Source organism: Citrobacter braakii, from assembly GCF_002075345.1.
GTDB lineage: Bacteria > Pseudomonadota > Gammaproteobacteria > Enterobacterales > Enterobacteriaceae > Citrobacter > Citrobacter braakii.
This window is the reverse complement of sequence record NZ_NAEW01000005.1, coordinates 306052-318756: the sequence shown is the minus strand read 5'-3', so window position 1 is coordinate 318756 and position 12705 is coordinate 306052. Positions and strand designations below refer to the sequence as shown.

The following is a 12705-nucleotide window of genomic DNA, read 5'->3' as shown; positions in this document are numbered from 1 at the left end:
CACTGATTCCATCTTTTGTGATTTGGACATGCTGTTAATGAAGCTGACCATCGTTCGTTTAGATAACTTTAGCGACCAGGACCTGATTGATCTGGGCAAAATCTGGCCGGAATATTCCGCCTCATCATTAAGCGTAGATGAAACGCACCGGATCTACGCCGCACGCTTTAACGAGCGTCTGTTAGGTGCCGTGCGGGTAACCCTGAGCGGCACACAAGGCGCACTGGATTCATTGCGCGTGCGCGATATCACTCGCCGTCGCGGCGTCGGGCAGTATTTGATCGAAGAAGTGATCCGGGAAAACCCTGACGTGAGTTCGTGGTGGATGGCCGACGTCGGCGTTGAAGACCGCAGCGTGATGGCCGCATTTATGCAGGTGTTAGGATTTACGGCCCAGGAGAATGGCTGGGAGAAACGGTAGAAAACCGCCCCCAACCAATTGTATTACGAGTATTTTCCCAAGAATTTTGTGTTGCAGGCAGGCGGCAAGTTATAAAATCCCCGGAGCTTACATAAGTAAGTGACCGGGGTTGAATAACGCAGCCAACACACCTGCGGCACGAAAGGCGCCGGGAAAATCACTTGGCGTCGGTCGCCGTCCCGTTAGCATGCCAGTCAAACACGCCGAATTCGAAGCCTTTCAGGTCGCCCTTAGCATCCCAGGACAGCGGCCCCATCACGGTTTCCACTGAGTTTGCTTTCAGGTATTTGGCAATTTCAGCGGGATCGTCAGACTGGTTCAGACCGGCCTGCAAAGATTGCAGCGCGGCGTAGGTGGTCCATACGAATGCACCGCTCGGATCCTGTTTCTTAGCTTTGATAGCATCTACGATGGGTTTGTTCGCTGGAACCTGGTCGTAGTTCTTCGGTTTCGTTACCAGTAAGCCTTCTGCAGATTCACCGGCGATGTTAGACAGCGACACGTTCGCTACACCTTCTGGCCCCATAAACTGGGTTTTCAGACCCGCGGCGCGTGCCTGGCGCAGGATTTGCCCCATTTCCGGGTGGTAACCGCCGTAGTAAACGAAATCGATATTCTCTTTCTTCAAACGCGCTACCAGCGTAGAGAAATCTTTTTCCCCGGCGGTGATCCCGTCAAAGAACACCACGTTGGCGTTACCCTTTTTCAGGCCATCCTGCACCGCGCGGGCCAGACCTTCACCGTACTGCTGCTTATCATGAATAATCGCGATGCGCTGCGGCTTCACTTTTTCAACGATATATTTGGCGGCCGTTGGGCCCTGATCGGAATCCAGACCAGTGGTACGCATCACCAGGCTATAGCCGCGCGCGGTCAGCTCCGGCGCCGTTGCCGCTGGGGTGATCATTAGAATGCCTTCGTCTTCATAGATGTCTGAAGCAGGCTGAGTGGAAGAAGAGCACAGGTGACCGATTACGTATTTAATCCCGTCGTTGACCACTTTGTTCGCAACCGCTACCGCTTGTTTCGGGTCACAGGCATCGTCATATTTCACCATGACCAGTTTGTCACCTTTCACGCCGCCCTTGGCGTTGATATCCGCAATTGCCTGCTCTGCGCCGGTAAATTCCTGATCGCCATATTGTGCTACCGGGCCAGACATCGCCCCGACGACGGCAACTTTAATATCCTTAGCAAACGCCATATTGCTCAAAGACAGGGCGATACATCCTGCCAATAACGCTTTACCCTTCATATTCATCCTGACAATCCCCATTATTGTGGTTATTACGTGTGTTGTGATGTTGTTGTTCAGCACTTTATTTCGATTATTGGATAGCCACCCGTGCTTTAGCAGCATACTCTGCTAAAACATACCCGATTTTTATTATTTTGGAATAGCTAAATTTGACATGCAGATAACAACCTGATGACAAATAGCATAAACGTCAGAGGAGAGGGAGAGATAAAAACAAAAAACCCCGGATTTTCATCCAGGGTTTATCAGCATTTCCAGGTCGGCGGAAGATTACGCTTCGATCGCCGCACGCAGTTTTTTCATGGCGTTCTTTTCAAGCTGACGAACACGTTCAGCAGAGACGCCGTAGCGATCGGCCAGTTCCTGCAACGTCGACTTGTTGTCTTCGTCCAGCCAACGGGCGCGAATGATGTCCTGGCTACGCTCGTCCAGACCCTCCATTGCGTGGGTCAGTTTGTTCGCGGCCTGATCTTCCCAGTTATCTTCTTCAATGCCGTCGGCAAAGTTAGATGATTTATCCTGCAGATACAGAACCGGTGCCATCGGCTGGCTGTCAGACTCGTCGTCTGAAGACATGTCAAACGTCATGTCCTGCGCCGCCATACGGGATTCCATTTCGCGCACGTCTTTGCTGGAAACACCCAGCTCACGAGCAACCATTTCAACTTCATCCTGATTGAACCAGCCCAGACGCTGCTTGGTTTTACGCAGGTTAAAGAACAGCTTACGCTGCGCTTTGGTGGTCGCGACTTTTACGATACGCCAGTTACGCAGAACGTATTCGTGGATCTCAGCTTTGATCCAGTGCACGGCGAAAGAAACCAGGCGCACACCCACTTCCGGGTTGAAACGGCGCACGGCTTTCATCAGGCCGATATTGCCTTCCTGAATCAGATCCGCCTGCGGCAGGCCATAGCCCGCATAATTACGAGCAACATGAACAACAAAGCGCAGGTGAGACAGGATCAGCGTTTTAGCTGCTTCCAGATCGCCCTGGTAATGCAGCTTTTCAGCAAGTAGCCGCTCCTCGTCAGCCGACAACATCGGCCACGCGTTCGCAGCCCGGATGTAAGATTCCAGGTTACCAACAGGGGCTAAAGCTAAATTTTGCATTTCTTTGGTCATTCAAATCCTCTCAATCTTTTCATCTGACGCGTTGGCTAAAACCAATAGCAACAACCATGCCAGAGCTTATGAGCAACGAGAATATCATTCAATCTTTTATCAGACAGTGATTTTATCCACAAGTTCCATGTCGTAATGTGTATAGATTACGCACAAAATGTGACATCACAATGAATACGCTGGGAAGAGATAACAGGGACTCTTTCCCTGCAGAGCGAACTACTCAGTGCAGGGAAAGATTATACCAGAGATTTTTTAATCGGGGGTAAAGTGGCGTAAATGTTGAACCGTGGCAAGCCAGGCTGCCACCCAGCCAATCATCGAGCACACCAGCAGTAATAACAGGCATTCATCGAATGATAAGCCGTTGATATCAAACTTAGTTCCAAAAACCTGCGCCACCTCAGTAACCGCTGACGACAGGCGCATCACCAAAATTTCTGACAAAATCAGTGAAAGAAATGCGCCGGAAAAACCGAGCAGCGCACCGCCGTAGAGGAACGGACGCAGGATAAACCCATCCGTCGCGCCAATCAGTTTCTGCACGTTAATGGTATCGCGACGCGCAAAAATACTCAGGCGCACACTGTTACCGATGACGAGGAAGACCGCCGCTACCATCAGCACGCCAATCATCGCGGAGACGCGTCCGACAAGGCCCGTCAGCGCCGCCAGACGGGCAAACCAGCTGTCATCCATGCGCACTTCATCAATACCGTTGATTTGTGCGATACGGTCGCGCAGCGTGTTCAGCGACTCCGTGCCCTGGAAGTCCAGTTTCGGGATAACTACCGCCACGGCCGGTAGCGGGTTCTCTTCCAGCATATCCAGCGCGCCGCCAAAGCCGGACCAGTTACGGAATTCGCCCAGCGCGTCATCGCGGGAAAGGTAATTCACTTTCTCCACGCCCTGCTCGGCCTGCAACTGACCAACCACCCGCGCCGCTGCATCATCATCCAGCGTTTTTTGCAGGTAAACGGTGATCTGCGGAGAAGGATAATACTGGCTTGCCGCATGGTCGACGTTCTTATAAACCATGTAGCATACGCTTGGCAGCGTCAGGGAGATGGCAATAACCATCACCGTCAGGAACGTCGCCAGCGGCTTGCTTTTCAGGTCCTGTAACGCGCCCTGGAACGCGTAGCGTACCTGCTCGTTAAAGACATTGGTTTTACGCGAGTTCGGCTTTGGCGCGGCTTTCGCCCGCTTTGGCGCGTTACGACCGCCATCTCCCGGCGCGCCGCCCGATTTACGGAAGCGATCCAGTCGGCCACCGAACTGTTTGATTTGATTAATAGCGTCACGTCTATTCATGGGCCAGGCCTCCATGCAGATGTCCATCGCTCAGAACCATTTGGCGATAGGAGCGACGGGAGATCAGGCCAATATCGTGCGTGGCCATTAATACCGTGACCCCGACGCGGTTAAACTCTTCAAACAGGCGAAGGATCCCTTCCGACAACGCGTCATCCAGGTTCCCCGTAGGTTCATCCGCCAGCAATACCGCAGGTTTGTTCACTACCGCACGGGCGATGCCCACGCGCTGTTGTTCACCGCCGGAGAGCTGAATAGGGAAGTTTTTCGCTTTGTCCAACAGTCCGACCTTATCCAGCGCCGCTGACACGCGACGACGAATATCGTCCCCGCTGGCACCCGCGATGATCAGCGGGATTGCCACGTTGTCAAACACGGTTCTGTCCATCAACAGGTGGTGATCCTGAAAAATCATGCCAATCTGACGACGCAGAAACGGCACTTCACGGTTTTTCAAACGGCTGATGTCATGTCCGCTGAAGTAGATTTTCCCGGCGCTGGGCCGTTCAATTCCACAAATCAGCTTCAGCAGGGTACTTTTCCCCGCGCCGGAGTGGCCGGTCAGAAATGCCATCTCGCCAGGCTGCATATGGAAGGTAACTCCCTGCAGCGCTTGTCTCCCACCGAGATAGGCCTTGCTGACATGTTCAAAGCGAATCATTGTTAATCCTCTCGGGCAAAAAGTGCCTCTATAAAATCGTCCGCTTTAAACGGACGTAAATCCTCGATACGTTCGCCCACACCGATATAGCGGATAGGGATGCCAAACTGATCGGCAACCGAGAAGATGACCCCGCCCTTCGCTGTACCGTCCAGCTTAGTCAGGGTGATACCGGTTAAGCCCACGGCTTCATGGAACAGTTTGGCCTGGCTTATCGCATTCTGCCCGGTGCTGGCGTCGATAGTCAGCATAACTTCATGCGGCGCATCTTCGTCGAGCTTCTTCATGACGCGAACGATTTTTTTCAATTCTTCCATCAGGTGCGATTTGTTCTGCAAACGCCCTGCGGTATCAGCGATCAGCACATCTACATTACGCGCCTTCGCCGCCTGGATAGCATCAAAGATGACGGACGCGGAATCCGCGCCGGTATGCTGAGCAATCACCGGGATGTTGTTACGCTGACCCCAGACCTGCAGCTGCTCTACCGCCGCCGCACGGAAGGTATCGCCCGCCGCCAGCATCACCGATTTACCCTGCTGCTCAAACTGACGCGCCAGCTTTCCGATAGTGGTGGTTTTACCCACGCCGTTGACGCCAACCATTAAGATAACAAACGGCGTCTTGCCATCAACATTCAGCGGTTCTTCCACCTTCGCCAGAATCTCGCCCATCTCTTCTTTCAGCAGGCCGTACAGCGCTTCCGCGTCTTTGAGCTGCTTACGGCTGGCACCTTCCGTCAGATTCGCAATAATCTTGCGGGTCGTTTCTACGCCCACGTCGGCGATCAGCAGTTGTTCTTCCAGCTCTTCAAACAGATCATCGTCGATCTTTTTACCACGGAACAGACTGATAAATCCGGAACCAAGGTTTTCTTTTGTTTTCAGGAGGCTGCGTTTCAGACGCGCAAAGAAACCTTCTTTCGTTGGTTTTTCCTGCTCCTGGACTCCCTCTTCTTCTGTCGGTGCTTCTACGGCAGGTTCTTCTACCGGCACCACCATCACGGCTTCTTCAGTTGCCTCAGCAGCCAGCGCCTGCGCTTCCAGCTCTTCATCAGTCAGGTGCGGTTCGTTTTCGGCTTCTTCTTCAACCGCCTCAACGATTTCCACGGTTTCCGCTTCGGCCTGCCACTCTTCGGCAGAAACCTCTTCGGTTTTCACCTCTTCCGGCAGCGGCAATTCTTCGCGTTCGATAACCGTCGCTGCTGGCGTTTCCACAACGGGTTCTGCTGCAGGTTCAGCAACCCGCTCAATCTCCGGCTGCGATTGTTCGGCAACAGGTTCTGCTTCCGGCTGCAGTTTTTCGATTTCCGCAACCTGTTCAGTCACTTCAACAACTTCAGCTGCAAAAGCTTCCGTTTCCGCCTCGCTACGGGTTTCCTCGGCGCGCGGCGGTTCGTCAACGACGGTAGTTTCTTCAGCAACCGGTTGTTGTTCTTCGTTTTTTAATTCTGTCTCGTTTTCCGGTGCCTGCTCTTTTTGACCAAAGCCCAGCCAGGAAAAAAAGCCACGTTTTTTCTCTTTCGCCATTTGCGACTACACTCCCCCGCTGTTGCTTCATGGCACAGCGTCAACGCTATGTACATAGCAGCTAAAAAAATGATGAAATAGTCTATCACTTATACCCAATGAATTTCGAGTTACGTCAAGGCGGCAAGCGCACGAATCCCGATGAGCTTACTTTTAGTAAGTGATTCGGGTGAGTAAGTGCAGTCAACGAAGAGGTAACTTGAAAGGCGACGGGTTAACTTAACTCACATCACCGCCTGGAATGACACGTCAGCAGCGGATTGAGCAATAATTGAAATGAAAAAACCGAATCACTCTGGTAGCGGCCAGATCCGCATTATTGGCGGTCAATGGCGTGGCCGTAAACTCCCGGTTCCGGATAGTCCCGGTCTGCGCCCAACCACCGACCGTGTACGCGAAACCTTATTTAACTGGCTGGCCCCGGTAATGGTCGATGCTCACTGCCTGGACTGCTTCGCCGGCAGCGGCGCGCTGGGGCTGGAAGCCCTCTCTCGCTATGCGGCAAATGCGACGCTTCTGGAAATGGATCGCGCGGTATCACAGCAGCTACAAAACAATCTCGCCACGCTGAAAGCTCCCCATGCCCGGGTCGTCAACACCAATACCCTGACATTTTTGGCCCAGACGGGTACGCCGCATAACGTGGTGTTTGTTGACCCGCCGTTTCGCAAAGGATTACTGGAAGAAACATTAACTCTTCTGGAAACTCATGGCTGGCTGGCAAATGAAGCGTATATTTACGTTGAAAGCGAAGTAGAAAACGGTTTGCCGCCGGTTCCGGTGAACTGGTCGCTGTACCGTGAAAAAGTCGCCGGACAGGTCGCCTATCGCCTTTACCAACGTGAAGCACGAGGAGAACACGATGCTGATTAACCTGGGACGCCTGCTGATGTTGTGCGTCTGGGCATTTTTACTACTCAATATTTTCCAACCCTTTCCACGCCCGCTTAACATCTTCGTTAACGTCGCACTGATTTTTATGGTGCTGATGCACGGCATGCAACTGGCGCTGTTAAAAAGCACCATGCCTAAAGATGGCCCGCAGATGACCCGCGGAGAGAAAATCCGTATTTTTCTGTTCGGCGTCTTTGAGTTACTGGTTTGGCAGAAGAAGATTAAAGATCAGTTGAAAAAGTAACTGTGATCTTTTCGCCCGGCGGCGCTTAGCAGGCCGGGGCGACAAAATCTCCAGGCCGGACAAAGCGTAAGCCGCCATCCGGCATCAGTCAGATGAAACCTTAGCGTTCACTGTAAAATCAACAAAACGCGAACCTTTGTAACTCAGCGTTCCCTTATCCCCGACCGTTAACGCATGGTACTGCTGGGCATCCAGACGAAACGTCTGCTCGAAGCCACCACTTTGTGGCTTAAAACTGACTTCATAGCGCATGCTGGTCCCTGCCGGGCTCACTTCCTGCTGGCGGGATCGCCGATCGTTAAGCGGTTTTTCCCGTTTGTTACTCACCACCACCTGGTTTTGCACTAACGGCGCAGTATCATTATCGGCTTTTTCACGCCGCTGCTGAACGAAGCGAAACGACGCAGCAACAACGATTAATACAATGATAACAATGAAGAAAAGTGGTGGTTTGCTCATATTATTAACCCATCAGAAAATGCGGAAATAAGCATACATTGCCTGTTATGGTGTTGTCATCTGGCAGTGTCGACCTCTACACTGAACAGTAGAGCCGTGAGCACACCGCTTACGAAAAAATAACGAATTCAAGGAACTAAGATGCTTTGGTCGTTTATCGCTGTCTGCCTTTCCGCATGGTTGTTCGTGGATGCTTCCTATCGTGGGCCCGCCTGGCAACGCTGGGTCTTTAAACCCCTAACCTTACTCCTGCTAGCGCTGCTGGCCTGGCAGGCGCCAATGTTTAATGCTGTCAGCTATCTGGTGCTGGCTGGCCTGCTTGCCTCGCTGCTGGGCGATGCGCTGACGCTGTTACCGCGCCAACGCCTTTTGTATGCCGTGGGGGCATTCTTCCTGTCGCATCTGCTGTATACCATTTACTTCGCCAGCCAAATGACGCTGTCGTTCTTCTGGCCTTTGCCGTTGGTGCTGGTGGTGCTGGGGGCGTTGCTGATTGCCGTGATCTGGACGCGACTGGAAGAGCTACGCATCGCTATCTGTACCTTTATTGGTATCACGCTGATGATGGTCTGGATGGCTGGTGAGCTGTGGTTCTTCCGCCCGACCGCTCCGGCGCTGTCGGCCTTTATGGGCGCATCACTCCTGTTCATCGGCAACATTGTCTGGCTGGGTAGCCATTACCGTCGCCGCTTCCGCGCCGATAACGCAATTGCTGCCGCCTGCTACTTCGCCGGACATTTCCTGATTGTTCGTTCGTTGTATCTTTAAACCGCTTGACTCTGGAGTCGACTCCAGAGTGTATCCTCCGGTTAATATGAAATGATTATCAACCGGAGGATGCCATGTCGACACCCGATTCCAGTGGCAAAAAAGCCCCACAATTTTCTTCTTTCAAGCTAGCGCCTGCGCCACAAAAGGCTGACGACTGCTGCTGCGAAGGAAGTTGCTCCACCCCACCACCCGTATCCGGTACCGTAATGGGTACCCGCTACTCCTGGAAAGTGGCAGGCATGGACTGTGCAGCCTGCGCCCGAAAAGTGGAGAATGCGGTCCGCCAGGTCAACGGCGTCAACCAGGTCCAGGTTCTGTTCGCCACCGAAAAACTGGTAGTCGACGCGGGTTCCGATATCCGCCTGCAAGTTGAAAGCGCAGTGCAAAAGGCAGGCTATACCCTGCGCGATGAGCAAGCGCCAGACGCCGCCCCCGAGTCGCGGTTTAAAGAGAACCTGCCGCTGATTTCGCTGATTATCATGATGGCGATTAGCTGGGGGCTGGAGCAGTTCAATCACCCCTTTGGCCAGATAGCATTTGTCGCCACCACACTGGTAGGTTTGTATCCGATTGCCCGTCAGGCCCTGCGTCTGATGAAAACCGGCAGCTACTTTGCCATTGAAACGTTGATGAGCGTGGCCGCCATTGGCGCACTGTTTATCGGCGCGACGGCCGAAGCCGCCATGGTCCTGCTGCTGTTTTTAATTGGCGAACGCCTGGAAGGATGGGCCGCCAGCCGCGCCCGTAAAGGGGTCAGCGCACTGATGGCGCTCAAGCCGGAAACCGCCACGCGCCTGCGTAACGGCGAGCGCGAAGAGGTTGCTATCAATACTCTCCAGCCAGGCGATGTTATCGAGGTTGCCGCGGGTGGGCGTTTACCTGCCGATGGCAAGCTGGTCTCCGGATTTGCCAGCTTTGATGAAAGCGCCCTGACCGGCGAATCGATACCGGTTGAGCGCGCCACGGGCGAGAAAGTCCCGGCGGGCGCCACCAGCGTGGACCGTCTGGTAACGCTGGAAGTACTCTCCGAACCGGGTGCCAGCGCCATTGACCGTATTCTGAAATTGATTGAAGAAGCGGAAGAACGCCGCGCCCCCATTGAGCGCTTTATTGACCGTTTCAGCCGGATTTACACCCCAGCCATTATGGCGGTTGCGTTGTTGGTCACCCTTGTACCACCGCTGCTGTTTGCCGCATCCTGGCAGGAGTGGATTTATAAAGGGCTGACGCTGCTGCTGATTGGCTGCCCATGTGCGCTGGTGATTTCCACACCCGCAGCCATTACCTCTGGCCTTGCCGCCGCGGCGCGTCGTGGCGCGTTAATCAAAGGCGGGGCCGCGCTGGAGCAGTTGGGTAGGGTAACGCAGGTCGCGTTTGATAAAACCGGCACCCTGACCATCGGTAAACCGCGCGTCACGGCGATTCACCCGGCAAGCGGTATTGGCGAGGCAGAACTGCTGGCGCTGGCGGCAGCAGTAGAGCAAGGCGCGACGCACCCGCTGGCGCAGGCGATTGTTCGGGAAGCCCAAACGCGCGAACTGACTATCCCTGTCGCAAAAGATCAGCGGGCGCTGGTTGGCTCTGGCATTGAAGCACTGGTCAACGGCGAACGCGTGCTGATTTGCGCCGCCGGTAAGCAGCCTGCCGATGCTTTTGCCGGGCAGATAAGCGAGCTGGAAAGCGCGGGTCAAACGGTGGTACTGGTGCTGCGTAACGATGCCGTTCTCGGCGTGCTGGCCCTACAGGACACGCTGCGCGACGACGCCCGTAGCGCCATCAGCGAGCTTAATCAGATTGGCGTGAAAGGGGTGATCCTGACGGGTGATAACCCGCGAGCGGCGGCAGCTATTGCCAGTGAATTGGGTCTCGAATTCAAAGCGGGTCTATTACCGGAAGATAAAGTACAGGCCGTTACTCATCTTAACCAACAGTCGCCGCTGGCGATGGTCGGCGACGGCATCAACGACGCTCCGGCAATGAAAGCAGCCACCATTGGCATTGCGATGGGAAGCGGGACCGATGTCGCCCTGGAAACCGCCGATGCCGCCCTGACCCACAACCGCCTGCGTGGTCTGGTGCAAATGATTCAGTTAGCCCGCGCCACCCACGCCAATATTCGCCAGAACATTGCGATTGCGCTAGGCCTGAAGGGGATTTTCCTCGTCACCACGCTGCTCGGGATAACCGGACTGTGGCTGGCGGTGCTGGCAGATACGGGGGCGACGGTACTGGTGACCGCTAACGCGCTGCGGTTACTACGTAAAGGATAATGCGTCTGTGCCGGACGGGAGTTGCATTAGCGCCATCCGGCTGAGATTACTGGCCTTTGCGCACCAGATAGCGGTACGGCAGAGAGTCGGTCTCTTTTGCTACCAGCTCATGCTCCATAAAGGTACAGAAGCCGGGAATGTCACGGGTTGTCGCCGGATCGTCGGCGACAATCAGCAGCGTTTCACCCGCCTGCATGCCGCGCACGGTTTTACGCACCATCATTACGGGTTCCGGGCAGCGCAGCCCCTGGGCATCAAGAGTATGGTCGGGAGAGGTAAACAGATCGCTCATCGTAGTCTCGTTCATTCAAAAACGGCGTTATTTTACGCTCTGTTGTGGCGTAAGCCAATCAGGTTAACGATTGCGTGAAAAACAACCATTGCAATGTGCTCTTAAAGCAGTATCATGCGACGGTTTTTTATTGGGTTCCCTCACCCCATCCAACAAAAAGGTCACAATATGACTCCGTTTACACAATCTCAACGCGTAAAAGCGTTGTTTTGGCTATCGCTATTTCATCTGCTGGTGATCACCTCCAGCAACTATCTGGTGCAGCTACCGATCTCCATTTTTGGTTTCCATACCACATGGGGCGCTTTCAGCTTTCCGTTTATTTTCCTCGCGACCGATCTGACCGTGCGTATTTTTGGCGCACCGTTGGCACGACGTATCATCTTTGCGGTAATGATCCCCGCGCTGCTGATCTCCTATGTCGTTTCATCACTGTTCTATATGGGATCGTGGCAGGGATTCGGCGCACTGCTGCACTTTAATCTGTTTGTCGCCCGTATCGCCGCCGCCAGCTTTATGGCTTACGCGCTGGGTCAAATTCTGGATGTGCATGTCTTTAACCGCCTGCGTCAGAATCGTCGCTGGTGGCTGGCACCAACGGCCTCCACGCTGTTTGGCAACATCAGCGATACGTTAGCCTTCTTCTTTATCGCTTTCTGGCGCAGCCCAGATGCCTTTATGGCCGAGCACTGGATGGAAATCGCGCTGGTCGACTACTGCTTCAAAGTGCTGATCAGCATTATTTTCTTCCTGCCGATGTACGGCGTGCTGCTGAATATGTTACTGAAAAGGCTGGCAGATAAATCCGAAATCTCTGCATTGCAGACGAGTTAAAGGTTCATTTTCCGAGTTGTGATAAGATGGACGAATGAGCCGTTATGGCCGTTTATCGAAAGGAAGAAGTCAATGCGCAATCTGGTTAAATATGTCGGTATTGGCCTGCTGGTTATGGGGCTTGCGGCCTGTGATAATAGCGATACAAAAGCGCCAGCAGAGGGTGCTGCCGCAGAAAGTAGCGCCACCGGACAACCGGTCAGCCTGTTGGACGGTAAACTCAGTTTTTCCCTGCCAGCGGATATGACCGATCAGAGCGGCAAACTGGGCACCCAGGCGAACAATATGCACGTTTATTCTGACGCAACCGGCCAGAAAGCGGTGATTGTGATTGTTGGCGACAATACCAACGAAGACCTGGCTGTTCTGGCAAAACGCCTGGAAGATCAGCAGCGTAGCCGCGACCCGCAGTTGCAGGTCGTCACCAATAAATCTATTGAGCTGAAAGGCCACACGCTGCAGCAGTTAGACAGCATCATCTCGGCCAAAGGCCAGACCGCTTACTCTTCCGTGGTGTTGGGTAAAGTCGATAACCAACTGCTGACTCTGCAAATCACGCTGCCTGCTGACGATCAGCAAAAAGCGCAGACTACCGCAGAAAACATCATTAACACGCTGGTTATCCAGTAACGG

The 12705-nt window shown here is 53.7% G+C and carries 14 protein-coding genes; 7 read left to right on the top strand and 7 right to left on the bottom strand.

Translation table 11 applies throughout. The features are described from left to right. Positions 1–37: 37 nt before the first annotated feature. On the top strand, positions 38–421 hold the full coding sequence (panM, locus tag BZK42_RS13610) for an aspartate 1-decarboxylase autocleavage activator PanM (protein WP_016154837.1): 384 nt from the start codon (positions 38–40) through the stop codon (positions 419–421). 157 nt (positions 422–578) lie between these two features. On the opposite strand, the gene livJ is transcribed toward panM, so the two are convergent. The 5 genes from livJ to ftsY form a co-directional block, all read right to left on the bottom strand. Continuing rightward, positions 579–1682 (bottom strand): branched chain amino acid ABC transporter substrate-binding protein LivJ, encoded by a 1104-nt coding sequence (gene livJ, locus BZK42_RS13605; RefSeq protein ID WP_029139730.1) that lies wholly within the window; start codon positions 1680–1682, stop codon positions 579–581. 267 nt (positions 1683–1949) lie between these two features. Next, complete coding sequence (gene rpoH / locus BZK42_RS13600) at positions 1950–2804, bottom strand: RNA polymerase sigma factor RpoH (RefSeq protein ID WP_005121585.1); 855 nt, start codon at positions 2802–2804, stop codon at positions 1950–1952. A gap of 255 nt (positions 2805–3059) precedes the next feature. Beyond that, positions 3060–4118, bottom strand: coding sequence for a permease-like cell division protein FtsX (ftsX, locus tag BZK42_RS13595; protein WP_016154839.1), 1059 nt, complete (start codon positions 4116–4118; stop codon positions 3060–3062). Next, complete coding sequence (ftsE, locus tag BZK42_RS13590; RefSeq protein WP_003023420.1) at positions 4111–4779, bottom strand: cell division ATP-binding protein FtsE; 669 nt, start codon at positions 4777–4779, stop codon at positions 4111–4113. Before ftsE ends, ftsX begins: the two co-directional genes overlap by 8 nt. Before the next feature lie 2 nt (positions 4780–4781). After that, a complete protein-coding gene (gene ftsY / locus BZK42_RS13585; protein ID WP_080859323.1) occupies positions 4782–6308 on the bottom strand; it encodes a signal recognition particle-docking protein FtsY in 1527 nt (508 codons plus the stop codon). A gap of 276 nt (positions 6309–6584) precedes the next feature. Between ftsY and rsmD the strand changes: the two genes are divergently transcribed. Together rsmD and BZK42_RS13575 are read left to right on the top strand one after the other, a co-directional pair. Beyond that, positions 6585–7181 (top strand): 16S rRNA (guanine(966)-N(2))-methyltransferase, encoded by a 597-nt coding sequence (rsmD, locus tag BZK42_RS13580; protein WP_016157666.1) that lies wholly within the window; start codon positions 6585–6587, stop codon positions 7179–7181. After that, a complete protein-coding gene (locus tag BZK42_RS13575) occupies positions 7171–7446 on the top strand; it encodes a DUF1145 family protein (protein ID WP_016154842.1) in 276 nt (91 codons plus the stop codon). Before rsmD ends, BZK42_RS13575 begins: the two co-directional genes overlap by 11 nt. Before the next feature lie 84 nt (positions 7447–7530). Here the strand turns inward: BZK42_RS13575 and BZK42_RS13570 are convergent, their stop codons facing one another. Continuing rightward, positions 7531–7905: a DUF2500 domain-containing protein gene (locus BZK42_RS13570; protein ID WP_080859322.1), complete on the bottom strand. Its 375-nt coding sequence runs from the start codon at positions 7903–7905 to the stop codon at positions 7531–7533. A 141-nt stretch (positions 7906–8046) separates the two neighbouring features. On the opposite strand from BZK42_RS13570, the gene BZK42_RS13565 reads away from it, so the two are divergent. Together BZK42_RS13565 and zntA are read left to right on the top strand one after the other, a co-directional pair. Beyond that, positions 8047–8673, top strand: a complete 627-nt coding sequence (locus BZK42_RS13565; RefSeq protein ID WP_016154844.1) for a lysoplasmalogenase — start codon at positions 8047–8049, stop codon at positions 8671–8673. A 74-nt stretch (positions 8674–8747) separates the two neighbouring features. After that, positions 8748–10946, top strand: coding sequence for a Zn(II)/Cd(II)/Pb(II) translocating P-type ATPase ZntA (gene zntA, locus BZK42_RS13560; RefSeq protein ID WP_046274509.1), 2199 nt, complete (start codon positions 8748–8750; stop codon positions 10944–10946). A gap of 46 nt (positions 10947–10992) precedes the next feature. Here the strand turns inward: zntA and tusA are convergent, their stop codons facing one another. Continuing rightward, entirely contained in the window at positions 10993–11238 is a 246-nt protein-coding gene (tusA, locus tag BZK42_RS13555; RefSeq protein ID WP_003827551.1) for a sulfurtransferase TusA, read from the bottom strand. A gap of 168 nt (positions 11239–11406) precedes the next feature. Here tusA and BZK42_RS13550 point away from each other — a divergent pair, with 168 nt between their 5' ends. Together BZK42_RS13550 and BZK42_RS13545 are read left to right on the top strand one after the other, a co-directional pair. Further along, positions 11407–12072: a 7-cyano-7-deazaguanine/7-aminomethyl-7-deazaguanine transporter gene (locus BZK42_RS13550; RefSeq protein ID WP_019078120.1), complete on the top strand. Its 666-nt coding sequence runs from the start codon at positions 11407–11409 to the stop codon at positions 12070–12072. 72 nt (positions 12073–12144) lie between these two features. Continuing rightward, entirely contained in the window at positions 12145–12702 is a 558-nt protein-coding gene (locus BZK42_RS13545; RefSeq protein ID WP_016154847.1) for a DcrB family lipoprotein, read from the top strand. Positions 12703–12705 lie beyond the last annotated feature (3 nt).

What these genes read in the sequence shown, in the direction of transcription:
- panM (WP_016154837.1), top strand. Translation starts at nt 38, where the DNA reads ATGAAGCTGACCATCGTTCGTTTAGATAACTTTAGCGACCAGGACCTG.
- livJ (WP_029139730.1), bottom strand. Translation starts at nt 1,682, where the DNA reads ATGAATATGAAGGGTAAAGCGTTATTGGCAGGATGTATCGCCCTGTCT.
- rpoH (WP_005121585.1), bottom strand. Translation starts at nt 2,804, where the DNA reads ATGACCAAAGAAATGCAAAATTTAGCTTTAGCCCCTGTTGGTAACCTG.
- ftsX (WP_016154839.1), bottom strand. Translation starts at nt 4,118, where the DNA reads ATGAATAGACGTGACGCTATTAATCAAATCAAACAGTTCGGTGGCCGA.
- ftsE (WP_003023420.1), bottom strand. Translation starts at nt 4,779, where the DNA reads ATGATTCGCTTTGAACATGTCAGCAAGGCCTATCTCGGTGGGAGACAA.
- ftsY (WP_080859323.1), bottom strand. Translation starts at nt 6,308, where the DNA reads ATGGCGAAAGAGAAAAAACGTGGCTTTTTTTCCTGGCTGGGCTTTGGT.
- rsmD (WP_016157666.1), top strand. Translation starts at nt 6,585, where the DNA reads ATGAAAAAACCGAATCACTCTGGTAGCGGCCAGATCCGCATTATTGGC.
- BZK42_RS13575 (WP_016154842.1), top strand. Translation starts at nt 7,171, where the DNA reads ATGCTGATTAACCTGGGACGCCTGCTGATGTTGTGCGTCTGGGCATTT.
- BZK42_RS13570 (WP_080859322.1), bottom strand. Translation starts at nt 7,905, where the DNA reads ATGAGCAAACCACCACTTTTCTTCATTGTTATCATTGTATTAATCGTT.
- BZK42_RS13565 (WP_016154844.1), top strand. Translation starts at nt 8,047, where the DNA reads ATGCTTTGGTCGTTTATCGCTGTCTGCCTTTCCGCATGGTTGTTCGTG.
- zntA (WP_046274509.1), top strand. Translation starts at nt 8,748, where the DNA reads ATGTCGACACCCGATTCCAGTGGCAAAAAAGCCCCACAATTTTCTTCT.
- tusA (WP_003827551.1), bottom strand. Translation starts at nt 11,238, where the DNA reads ATGAGCGATCTGTTTACCTCTCCCGACCATACTCTTGATGCCCAGGGG.
- BZK42_RS13550 (WP_019078120.1), top strand. Translation starts at nt 11,407, where the DNA reads ATGACTCCGTTTACACAATCTCAACGCGTAAAAGCGTTGTTTTGGCTA.
- BZK42_RS13545 (WP_016154847.1), top strand. Translation starts at nt 12,145, where the DNA reads ATGCGCAATCTGGTTAAATATGTCGGTATTGGCCTGCTGGTTATGGGG.